Origin of the sequence: Bifidobacterium sp. ESL0732, from assembly GCF_029395535.1 — a bacterium.
Classification (GTDB): domain Bacteria; phylum Actinomycetota; class Actinomycetes; order Actinomycetales; family Bifidobacteriaceae; genus Bifidobacterium.
The window spans coordinates 1,548,931-1,560,293 of record NZ_CP113920.1 but is presented as its reverse complement, the minus strand read 5'-3'; the positions used below and the strand labels follow the sequence as shown (position 1 = coordinate 1,560,293).

Here is an 11,363-nt window from a genome sequence, read left to right as displayed (position 1 = left end):
TTGGGCTAGCTGGCTTTTAGTTGTCGCTGTTGCCGAAAATCTGCAGCAGATAGAGGAACATGTTGATGAAGTCGAGGTAGAGGTTCAGCGCGCAGATGATCGAGATGCGGTTCAGCATCACGGTATCGCCGCGCTGCTCGGCCACATCGAACATGGCTCGCGTCTGCTGGGCGTCGTACATCGTCAGTCCCGCGAAGATGATGAGGCCGATGGCTCCGGTGACCATGAGCGTAGTCTGCGAGGGCGCAAGGAACATCATGATGACTTCGCCGACAAGCAACACCAGAAGCGCGACAAACAGAATCGGGCCGGCCTTGAGCATGTCCTTCTTGGTCGTCAGCGAAAGCATCGTGAGCACGAAGAAGAACGCGACGCACAGCCCCAATGCGATGCCGATGGACGGTAGGCTGTAAGTATAGAAAATGGTAGCGAGCGTGAAGCCGGTCAGTGCGGCGTAAAGATAGAACATCGCGCGTGCGGTGCCGACCTTCATCTTGTCGATGCGCCAGCCCAGCACGATGGCGATGGCCACCTGCACCACGGCCAGACCGATCCAGCCGATCATGCCCGTGGCCAGTAGGAAGCCTTCGAGTGCGCCGGTCATCTGGGTGAACACGGCGACTACAGCGGTCAAGAGCAGGCCGAGCGTCATCTCGCCGTAGGCTTTGGTGGTGGAGACGTGGCGTGCACGTTCGAAGGAATAGGCGGTCTGCCCGTTCATCGTCATCGTCGGTGCCGCCGTTCCAGCGCCTGCGCCTGCGTAGGCCGGCTGCCCGTACTGAGGCTGCTGATACTGCGGCTGTGCGTACGGCTGGCCGTACTGCATGTTCTGGCCTTGGCCGTAGTTCTGCCCGTAAGGCTGCCCCTGAGGTTGACCGTACTGGTTGTATTGTTGCTGTCCGTAGTTTTGCCCGTACGCGTTCGGCTGCCCGTAAGGCTGTTGCGTATTGTTGTCTTCAGGCCTGTTCCCGAAAGCCATGCCTGCTCCTTTTATCGATTTTCATTGACACTTGTTGGTTATAGTTATCAGTCTATCGGCAGTTACTGGCAATTGGCTGAGTGTGAACAACGAAAAATACAGGAATAAAATTTCGCCGGTTCCTTTTTATCGACAAGAAACCAGCGAAACGATTGCAGAAAAACGGCAATCAATGTCGTCACATCATTATTTTTTGGGGTCGAACGCCTGCGAGGTTGGGGCTTCCTCCTTTTGCGGGGCGCCGTTGATATCGCGGTGGATGTTCTGCATCTGTGTTTCGATGTTCTGTAGGCTGCGCGCGCAGTCGAGCAGCGTCTGGGAATGCTCGGTGAGCTTGGCGTCCGGCAGGTCGGACTTGTAGCGCAACGCGTGTTCGAGGCTGGCCCAATAATCCATGGCGATGGTGCGGAACTGCACCTCGACCGGCGTGTAGTGCTCGCCGTTGGATAGGAAGACCGGCACCGCGTAGATGACGTGCAGGCTGCGATAGCCGTTCTGCTTCGGGCTTTTGATGTAGTCCTTGACTCGCAGCACCTGGATATCGGACTGGCTGGAAAGGTAGTTGGCGACCGAATAGACGTCGTCGCGATAGTTGCAGATCACGCGGATGCCGGCCACGTCGAAGAGGTTGTCGCGTATCGATTCCGTGCACATCGGCAGGTTGCGGCGCTGCAGTTTGCCGAGAATCGAATTGACGGATTTGAGTCTGCGCTCCATATGGTGGATAGGATCGTGGGCGAAATGGACATGGAATTCGCTGTCGAGCACTTCGAGCTTGGTGCTGATCTCGTACATCGCGCCTTCGTAGACCTGCATCATATCGATGAATGAGGTGATTTCCTCAGGCGGGAAAACCGGTTTTTGCGTTTCCACGCTGCCGGTTTCGGCCACCTTTTCGAGCCTTGCCTGTATCTCTGCGGTATTAATGCGTTCGTGTCGATCAAGTATCACGCCTTCCCATCTTAACGAGGGCTGCGTATCTAAACTGGACGTTTCCTTAAAAACCAACACGAATATCATAGGTTATGCCCGTCGTTAGAATCGCGAATGAGAAGGTTAACGCCGAATACCTGGAGGTGACATATGCCAGCGAGTGACAGCAACTCCCGTGTCGTTTCCATTATCGGGCCTACTGCTTCCGGCAAGACAGGCTTGGGCATTGCTCTGGCGCAAAAGCTCGGTGAGCGCAGCCAGAATGCGGAAATCGTCAATGCCGACGCCTACCAGATGTACCGCACTATGGATATCGGCACAGCCAAGGCGACTGCCAAAGAACAGGCCGCGGTGCCCCACCATTTGCTTGATATTATCGATCCGAACGAGACCATGACCGTCGCGAGGTTCCAGAAGCTGGCACGTGCCGAGATTACTGATCTGCAGGGCAAGGGGGTGCGCCCGATTTTGGTCGGTGGTTCCGGTCTGTACGCGCGTGCGGCCATCGATGACATTTCATTTCCCGGTACCGACCCAGAGGTGCGTACACGGCTTGAACGGCGTGAACAGACCGAGGGTGCCGGAGCATTGTTTGACGAACTGAAGCGCCGGGATCCGGAAGCCGCCGAGCGCATGGACCCGCACAACGCCCGTCGCACCATTCGCGCACTTGAGGTCATCGAGATTACCGGCAGGCCTTATTCGGCGAGCCTTCCGCGTTATCGTTACGTTATCCCTTCGGTTCAGGTTGGCCTTGACCTGCCGCGTGAGGAACTGGACCGGCGCATCGATATTCGCACTGCGCAAATGCGGGAGCAGGGCTTTGTCGACGAAGTACGCCGCATCCGACCGCAACTTGGTGTCACTGCTTCGCGTGCGCTGGGTTATACCCAAATCGAGGCGTATCTGGACGGCAAAATGAGCGAGAACGAAGCATTCGCCGATATCGCGCAGAAAACCAAGCGTCTGGCCCGCAAACAGATGGGCTGGTTCGGCCGCGATCCGCGCATTCACTGGCTCAACGCCCTTGACGATGATTTGACGGGCAAAGCGCTCGATGTGGTGACTCGTGCCGATGCCGGCGACTACGACGAGGCTGATGCTCATGCCGACGACCACCACGTCACTCACCACTTGGGTGACATTGCCAACCAGCGAGAAAACACTAAAAACGACACAAAATGGTGCTTTTCTCCTCAGTGAACCACGAATCAGTAGGAAAAGCATCAAAACGGTTCTCAAAAGGTGCTTTTCGCACAGGTTCTGGGCGCTCAGTGCGCCGGACCTTGGTCCCAGCCGGAGATGAGGAAGATGCGCGTCGGATTGGCAAGCCTGATGATTGAGGCGAACATGCGTTCCAGTCCGGATATATCGTGTTCAAGCAGCGCAAGATTGGTTGCGTTTCGATAGTTTTCGAGCGTGACCGTGCCCCAGTTCAGATCCCAGCCCACCGCGTGCGTGAGTTCCGAAATGAACATGCGCAGCACCATCCCGTTGCCATAGGCAAACGGGTGCAGAGCGTTCAGTTCGTCGTAGATGCTTGCCAGGGCACGGATAAATCCGGCGCGGTCAAGCCCGGAAAAATAATCGCGCTCGTCCAACTGCGAGAAAATATTGGCTGCACCTGTTTCGATGAGCGAGGCGGGAAAATAGGGACTTGATTGTTGAGGGGCTTGATGTATCCGATGATTTTCAGCCGGTTTCGATTGTCTCGCCCCGCTTGCACTGTCTTCGCCTGGTTTAGTGCAGGTGTCGTTCCGCAATTTTCCAGCACCGGGCATTGCTCCGACGAACAGCCCGCGATGGATAATTTTCAGTTCGGCAAGCCCACCTCTTGCCGGCCATCCGTAATCGATCAGCCGCACCGAACGCGCGAAAATCCGGTCGTTACGCAACCGCGATTCATAGTGTTTTTCGGTTCGGTTCCCAACGCTGTCTTCGTCGATACTTGGGTCGGTACGTTTTGTCAACGGATTTCCATCGTCATTGTAGGGTCGGGTGGCCTGAGGCCTCGATTCGTTGCGCTTCCTGCGGTGCGCTCGGTTCTCAGGTCTCCTGACGAAATCGGAAAGTCCCAGCGTGCCGCGCTGATAACCGTTGGCGGCTTCGACCATTGCGTCGCTCGGCACGATTGCCGAGAGCTCGCAATTTTTGTAGGAGAACGCGACGGCGCTCGCACGTTCCGCAGGGGTCATGACCATGTCTCCATGTTAAGGCATACATTTCATCTTCATTTGAAAGGGTTGGGCAGGTTGGCCGGCAAACAGGCGCCACGGGGCGGGCTTGAAGTAAAATCACTGTTGTTATGGCACGTAAGACACAGATGAATGGCAAAAATACAAAGACCCGTCGCGGCAAAGCGAACGGGTCTTCTTCGGATAGTCAAACGGCAGCGACCAAGGTCATGCCGCCAGCTGATGCCTCGTTCTTCGTCCGTCACTCCACGCTCTGCCGCATCGCAGGTTTCTTCGCATTGGTGATTGTCGCCATCATGTTCTGCGCCTCGGAATGGTTCCATGTCGACGGGTTCATCGGCCACTGGCTGCACATGGTCGCGGCGGGTTTGTTCGGCGTCATGAGCGTGGTGCTGCCGGTCTTCCTGCTGGTCGTGGCTTATCAGGTGCTGCTCGACCCGGCAAAACATAAGCGCAATCTGCGTCTGATTATCGGCTGCGCATTGCTGTTCTGGTCGATTTGTTCGATCATCGACGCCATCGTCGCCTCACCGTCTCGCGAGTTCAACATGGATGTGTTGCGTAGCGCCGGCGGTCTGCTCGGTTTCGCGCTCGGCTCGCCCTTGGCCTGGGGACTTTCCAGCGTATTTGCTGTCATTATTTTCGTGGTCATCGCGATATTCTCGCTCCTGCTTATTGTCAAACTCGATATCACCAAGATTCCCGAACGGTTGCAAGACTGGTCACAACGTAGGAAAAGCGATAACGTCAGCGAAAGCGATACCGATAGCGAAAATGCAAGCGTGAACGTGCAAAGCGAACAGTTCCCCAACGAAGTGCGTGTCGGCGATGAAACGTTGCAGCTTGCCGAAGGTGTGCCGGCTCATGACGGCAGCGATGATGAGGATAAACCTGACGATACGTCAAAACCTCACAAGCATGGTATCGGCGCATTCTTCTCCCGTATCTTCGGCCATTCCGACGGCGACAGCAACGATGGCGAACTGGAGCATTATGCCGGCGACGAGGCCTTCGACAGGGCTGCCGACCTCAACGGTCAGAGTGACGAAACTCAGCTGATTGAAGGCCATCCGCAGACTCTGGTCAATCCTGTCACTGGTGAGATTCAAGGGGTTGCTGGCGTTCCTGCCTCCGCGACGTCCGGCGTGGTTGGTTTTGGCGGTGAGAGCAATGGAAATGACGCGACTCAAGTAGTGCCGTTGAACGGTCAAGCCAATGCTTCCGGTGCTCCGCAGCCAGCAACTTCGACGGGCCCATACGGCTCGAGTGCGGAGCCTGATGATTCCGTCGCCGGTCAAGCAAGTGATCCGTGGGCTGCGGTAGGCAAGGACGGCAGCGCCACCGAGCCCATGCTGCCCCAAGTCAAAGGCATTGCCGGAGGGGCGGCGAATCTGCCTGCTTCCATCGCAAACCACGACGGCGACGATTCTGTTGCCAGACACGAAGCCGAGAACGCCGCGGATGAAGAGGACAACAGACCCTATCATCTGCCCAGCCTTGATATTTTGGTGAAGGGCAAGCCGCACCTGGCGCGCACGCAGGCCAACGACAACGTCATCAAGGCGCTGACCGCCACCTTCCACCAGTTCCACGTTGATGCCAAGGTCGTCGGCTTCCTGCGTGGTCCGTCGGTTACCCAATACGAGGTCGAGCTGGGCCCGGGGGTCAAAGTCGAGAAAGTCACAAATCTTCAACGAAACATCGCCTATGCCGTGGCCTCTACCGATGTGCGTATCCTTTCGCCGATCCCCGGCAAATCCGCCATCGGCATCGAGATACCGAACATCGACCGTGAGATCGTGCATTTGGGTGATGTATTACGTAGTGACAAGGCCATGAATGACCCGAACCCGATGCTTGCCGGTGTCGGCAAGGATGTCGAGGGTCATATCGTCACTGCCGATCTCACGAAGATGCCGCACCTGCTGGTCGCCGGCGCCACCGGTTCTGGCAAGTCCAGCTTCATCAACTCCATGTTGACTTCGATCATCATGCGCGCCACCCCCGAGCAGGTGCGCCTTATCATGGTCGACCCCAAGCGCGTTGAACTTTCCGCCTACGCCGGCATCCCGCACCTGCTGACCCCGATCATCACCGACCCAAAGAAGGCCGCGCAGGCCTTGGAATGGGTGGTCAAGGAGATGGACGCCCGCTACGACGACCTCCAGTACTTCGGCTTCCGCCACATCAAGGACTTCAACAAGGCCGTGCTCGCCGGCAAGGTCCATGCCCCGCTCGGCTCGAAACGCAAGGTCGCCCCGTATCCGTACATCCTCGTAGTCGTTGACGAGATGGCCGATCTGATGATGCTGGCCAAGAACGACGTCGAAAGCTCCATCCAACGTATCACCCAGCTCGCGCGAGCCGCCGGCGTGCACTTGGTGCTCGCCACCCAGCGTCCGTCCGTCGATGTCATCACCGGCCTGATCAAAGCCAACATCCCCTCGCGTCTGGCCTTCGCCACCTCCTCGGCCACCGATTCGCGGGTCATCCTTGACTCCACCGGCGCAGAATCGCTGATCGGCCAGGGCGACGCCCTGTTCCTACCGATGGGTTCGGCCAAGCCGATCCGCGTGCAGGGCTCGTGGGTCGGGGAGTCCGAGATCCGCAAGGCCGTCGAATTCGTGCGTACACAGCGCAAGCCGCACTATCGCGAGGATATCGAGGAGATGGCCAAGAAAGCCGAGGAGAACGAGATGCACCCCGACGAGGAAATCGGCGACGACATGGACACGCTTTTGGAGGCGGCAAAGCTCGTGGTCACCACGCAGTTCGGTTCCACTTCGATGCTACAGCGCAAGCTGCGCATTGGTTTCGCCAAGGCCGGCCGCATGATGGATCTCTTGGAATCGCGTGGTGTCGTAGGCCCTTCGGAAGGCTCCAAGGCCCGTGAGGTCTTGGTTCAGCCGCAGGATCTGACCCAGGTCCTCGACTTCATCCAAGGCAAGACCAGTGCCATCGCGTCGTCATCTTCAAACGGCAATGCTGAAGCGGCATAAACAGGTTTCAGTATCGTAGCCGCGCTAAGGTATGGGTATGCAACAACGAGATGGGAAAAAATCGCTTCTGGACGGTTGGAACAGTCCGCCGAATCTGGTGACCTACACGCGCATCGTGCTGGTCCTTATATTCCTGTGGGTCGATATCGCTGCAGGCCCGTGGGGCCAGCGCAGCCCGTGGATGCGTTTCGCTGCGGCGATGCTCTTTATTGTGGCCGCTTCGACCGACAAACTCGACGGCTGGATGGCCCGTACTTATAACCAGGTCACGGAGCTCGGCAAGCTGATGGATCCCATCGCCGACAAGCTGCTGATTTGCTCGGCGCTTATCGTCGCCTCGGCCTTCGGCGAGGTGCCATGGTGGGTTACCGCGTTGTTCCTGATTCGTGAAATCGGCATCACCATCATGCGTTTCTTTGTTATCGACACCGGCGGCAAGGTCATCGCGGCAGACAAGGCCGGCAAATACAAGACGCTTACCCAGTGCATCGGCTTGGGTATGCTCCTGATGCCGGTGTGGGCGTTGTCCTCGGACATCGCGAATCCCGGGCGAGTCGCCTTCAGTGGTGGCGGGCCGGCGTTCTCCCATATTGGTCCGGGTGTTCCAGTTTGGTGGTTCTGCTACTACAGCATAACCGATTTGCTTATCGGCATAGCTTTGATTCTCTGCCTGTATTCCGGCTACGTCTATGTCCGTAATGTGGTGCGGGCGCGAAAAACCAAGTAAGAGCTTGTAAAATCTGCCCCAAACCAATTACCTACCGAATGGTAGGTAGGTTTGGGGTGTTTTTATAGGTATCAGGAATATCGGATATTCTTGATACCTACAGATTGCTCATTAAGGAGGGGATATGCGTCAATACGTGGAAACGCCTGACGGTGATTCGCTTGCGATTGAAGATTTTGAAGGCATGGTCTCAAAGGGCACGCTCTGCGAAATCAAGGCAAGTTGCGATCAATTGGCTGCCCGAATTCTTGACGGGGCCAAGGCCCAAGGTTGCAAGATTGCTGCGGCCGAGTCGTTGACCGGCGGTCTGTTGGCGGATGCCTTCGTGCGTATTCCCGGAGCTTCTGACGTATTCCTCGGTTCTGCGGTGACCTACGACATTAACGCCAAGGCAAGTGTGCTGGGGGTGGATGCCGATTTGTTGAGCAGGGAAGGTGCTGTGCATCCGGAAGTGGCCCGTCAGATGGCTTTGTGTACCTCCCGGCTGTACCGTCAGAAACAATATGGTGATAAGGTTCTAGGGCTATCGACTACTGGCGTGGCTGGCCCGGGTCCTGACGGCGATAAGCCGGCCGGGCTTGTCTATGTCGGTATCAGTGTTCCCGCTAACAATAATGCCGATACCCGTCGGACGGTCGCGGCCAAACTGCGGCTTTTTGGCTCGAGAGAAGAGGTTCGGGGGCTTACGGTACTTAATGTATTGCAACTTGTGACGCAGCTCACAATGCTCACAGAGGAATAAACTTTCCCCTCAGCTGTTGATGAAAGTGACAACATGAACAGCACTAGGTAAAAGAGGGGTGGCGTAATGGAAACGATGACTCGACCACAGGAGCAGATGGGAATGAACACGCTTGCATCAGGGGCGACGCGCCCAAGCAATGCGCGCAACAGGGATTTGACCCCTGCTCAAAAGCGTGCAGTGGCTTTCGCGCAACAACAGGTTTTAAAGGCACGTGCTGCCAAAAAGGCGAAAGATGAACGTCAGGCGGTACTTAACAGGATGTGGCAGGAAGAAGATGCCGAGCAGTCAAAGCCCAGGGCGGCCGCGCGCAAGCACGACACCGAGGGTGAAAGCCGCGATATTTCGTTACGCGAGGCCATTGGTCACGTGCTTCGTGACCTGCGCACCCGCGATCACAAGACCTTGCGTGAGGTCAGTGAAAAGGCCGGTGTCTCGCTCGGATATCTTTCCGAAGTCGAGCGCGGGCAGAAGGAGGCCAGCTCTGAATTGCTGGCGTCCATCGCCGAGTCGCTGGGCCTGAGCACCTCGCAGATGCTGCGTATGGTGGCGGATTATCTCGATTACAACGAGGCGTGACAGGGTATTCATTCAGTTTATTGAAGGGCTCGTCGGCTTACGGCCGGTGGGCTCTTTTGTTGTTGGAAGGATTTCGCGTATGGGTTCGTATTCGTTTGCGCTGATAGACTGGTCGTCGTGAAAGAACGTGAATTTTGGCAATTGCTGGAAGAAGTGCTTGGACGGACGTACGGACGTTCGTTGGCGCACGATCAGGTGTTGACGGCCCTTGACGACATGACCGTGGTCGAGGCGCTCGCCGACGGGGTGGAACCTCGCGTGGTATGGAACGTGTTGTGCGACCAGTTGCAGATTCCGGACTCCAAGCGCTGGGGCAAGGATCATAACGCGCCGCCACTGCCGGCGAAATAAATTTTTCAAACTAGGGATATGTGGTTTCGGCGCGTCTATTCGAACAAATGTTCGTATGTTGTTCTATGATTATTTTTGACAGCAGGAACGAATAAATGGGGTTAGGGGCTTAAAAGCTTGGAAAACCACGGCGTGTCGAAAAGGCAAGCATTCGACCACATAACCCCGTTCAGCTTGCATTAGTGACGGATTGCTCCGTACTCTGGTAGTGCGGGAGCGAACGTAAAGGAGAACGATGGCACAGCAATCAAAGACCGCGAAAGGCGGCAAAGCCAAGAGCGCCGAGCCTCAGGGCAATGGTGGGCACGGCATCGATCCGCGCAAGCAGGCGGCACTCGACACCGCGTTGAAGCAAGTCGAAAAGGACTTTGGCAAGGGTTCGGCGATGCGTCTTGGCGACAAGCCGGTGCAAAACGTCGAAGTCATTCCCACCGGTTCGTTGGCTCTCGATATGGCACTCGGGATCGGAGGCCTGCCGCGCGGCAGGATTGTCGAGATTTATGGTCCTGAATCTTCCGGCAAGACCACGCTGGCATTGCATGCGGTGGCCAATGCTCAGAAAAACGGGGGAGTGGCCGCCTATATCGACGCGGAACACGCGCTCGATCCGGTCTATGCCAAGAAGCTTGGCGTCGATACGGATTCCCTGATTATCTCTCAACCAGACAACGGCGAGCAAGCGCTCGAGATTGCGGATATGCTGGTGCGCAGCGGCGCACTGGATGTCGTGGTCATTGATTCGGTCGCGGCTTTGGTTCCCAAGGCCGAAATCGAAGGCGAGATGGGCGATAGTCACGTCGGCCTGCAGGCGAGGCTCATGAGCCAGGCTCTGCGCAAGATGACCGGCGCTTTGGCCCAGTCCAACACCACCGCCATCTTCATCAACCAGCTGCGCGAGAAGATCGGTGTCTTCTTCGGCAGTCCGGAGACCACGACTGGTGGCAAGGCACTGAAGTTCTATGCTTCGGTGCGTCTCGACATCCGCCGCATCCAGACTCTGAAGAACGGTGATGAGGCCGTTGGCAACCGTACAAAGGTCAAGGTCGTCAAGAACAAGATGGCGCCGCCCTTCAAGTTCGCCGAGTTCGACATCCTCTACGGTGAGGGCATCTCCAGGGAGGGCTCGGTGCTCGACATGGCATTGCAGTGCGATGTCGTGAAGAAATCCGGTTCCTGGTTCACCTATGAAGGCGACCAACTGGGGCAGGGGCGCGAGAACGTCCGCCAGTTCCTCAAGGACAACCCGGCGCTGACCGACGAAATCGAACGCAAGGTCAAGATCAAGTACGGTCTGATTCCTGACGATTCCAAACCAGGAGGCGACGGTGAAGCATCCGCAGATGATGCCGCCGTTTCAGCTGAGACCGGTGAAAACGCCCCATCCTCGGATTCGGGCGCAAAAGCCTAACCTTTTCGGAGTCGACCCATGATCAGCGTCGAGGAATTTCTGCAGGGTCGCCATCTGCCGGATGCTTCATCTGGCGATGGCGACCATAAGTCAACCGATGCCAGCCGTGTCGCTGAGGCAGCTCAGTCTGGCGATAGTGGAGCTGTACCTGATTCGAGGATGGGCGCGGTTGATGTGGATTCAGCCGGAGTTGTAGAGGGTTTGGTTGTTTCTGATTCGCAGGCAGACAGTGTAGACGACGTTGCAGCGTCAGTTCGAGATCGCAAATCGGCAAGGACTAAAAGGCCCAATAAGGCCCATACCCATGCACTGGCGGTGACCAGCAACTATACCAGCGGTTTCGGCGGTACTCTTGATGATGAAGACACTTTCAACGGAGGTCGCGGACGTAGGAAATACGGCAAATACGGCCGTAGGCGTGGCGGTAGTCGTTATCGCCAATATCGCAGG

The 11,363-nt window shown here is 56.8% G+C and carries 10 protein-coding genes; 7 read left to right on the top strand and 3 right to left on the bottom strand.

Annotated elements, in window-relative coordinates:
* Positions 1-16: 16 nt before the first annotated feature.
* Together OZX70_RS06060 and OZX70_RS06055 are read right to left on the bottom strand one after the other, a co-directional pair.
* Complete coding sequence (locus OZX70_RS06060; protein WP_277179902.1) at positions 17-979, bottom strand: Bax inhibitor-1/YccA family protein; 963 nt, start codon at positions 977-979, stop codon at positions 17-19.
* A 186-nt stretch (positions 980-1,165) separates the two neighbouring features.
* Positions 1,166-1,930, bottom strand: coding sequence for a GTP pyrophosphokinase family protein (locus OZX70_RS06055; RefSeq protein WP_277179900.1), 765 nt, complete (start codon positions 1,928-1,930; stop codon positions 1,166-1,168).
* A gap of 132 nt (positions 1,931-2,062) precedes the next feature.
* Between OZX70_RS06055 and miaA the strand changes: the two genes are divergently transcribed.
* Positions 2,063-3,115, top strand: coding sequence for a tRNA (adenosine(37)-N6)-dimethylallyltransferase MiaA (gene miaA / locus OZX70_RS06050; RefSeq protein ID WP_277179898.1), 1,053 nt, complete (start codon positions 2,063-2,065; stop codon positions 3,113-3,115).
* Positions 3,116-3,183: 68 nt separating this feature from the next.
* Here miaA and OZX70_RS06045 read toward each other — a convergent pair whose 3' ends face one another.
* Positions 3,184-4,107 carry a Fic family protein gene (locus OZX70_RS06045; RefSeq protein ID WP_277179896.1) on the bottom strand — a complete coding sequence of 308 codons (924 nt, stop codon included), beginning with the start codon at positions 4,105-4,107 and terminating at the stop codon, positions 3,184-3,186.
* Between the two features lie 110 nt (positions 4,108-4,217).
* On the opposite strand from OZX70_RS06045, the gene OZX70_RS06040 reads away from it, so the two are divergent.
* The 6 genes from OZX70_RS06040 (at position 4,218) to recA (ending at position 10,913) form a co-directional block, all read left to right on the top strand.
* Positions 4,218-7,106 carry a DNA translocase FtsK 4TM domain-containing protein gene (locus OZX70_RS06040; protein ID WP_277179894.1) on the top strand — a complete coding sequence of 963 codons (2,889 nt, stop codon included), beginning with the start codon at positions 4,218-4,220 and terminating at the stop codon, positions 7,104-7,106.
* Between the two features lie 37 nt (positions 7,107-7,143).
* Complete coding sequence (gene pgsA / locus OZX70_RS06035; RefSeq protein ID WP_277179892.1) at positions 7,144-7,833, top strand: CDP-diacylglycerol--glycerol-3-phosphate 3-phosphatidyltransferase; 690 nt, start codon at positions 7,144-7,146, stop codon at positions 7,831-7,833.
* Between the two features lie 211 nt (positions 7,834-8,044).
* Positions 8,045-8,575, top strand: coding sequence for a nicotinamide-nucleotide amidohydrolase family protein (locus OZX70_RS06030; RefSeq protein WP_277182131.1), 531 nt, complete (start codon positions 8,045-8,047; stop codon positions 8,573-8,575).
* 66 nt (positions 8,576-8,641) lie between these two features.
* Positions 8,642-9,154, top strand: coding sequence for a helix-turn-helix transcriptional regulator (locus OZX70_RS06025; protein ID WP_277179890.1), 513 nt, complete (start codon positions 8,642-8,644; stop codon positions 9,152-9,154).
* Between the two features lie 117 nt (positions 9,155-9,271).
* On the top strand, positions 9,272-9,505 hold the full coding sequence (locus OZX70_RS06020; RefSeq protein WP_277175450.1) for a DUF3046 domain-containing protein: 234 nt from the start codon (positions 9,272-9,274) through the stop codon (positions 9,503-9,505).
* 235 nt (positions 9,506-9,740) lie between these two features.
* A complete protein-coding gene (recA, locus tag OZX70_RS06015) occupies positions 9,741-10,913 on the top strand; it encodes a recombinase RecA (RefSeq protein WP_277179888.1) in 1,173 nt (390 codons plus the stop codon).
* Positions 10,914-11,363 lie beyond the last annotated feature (450 nt).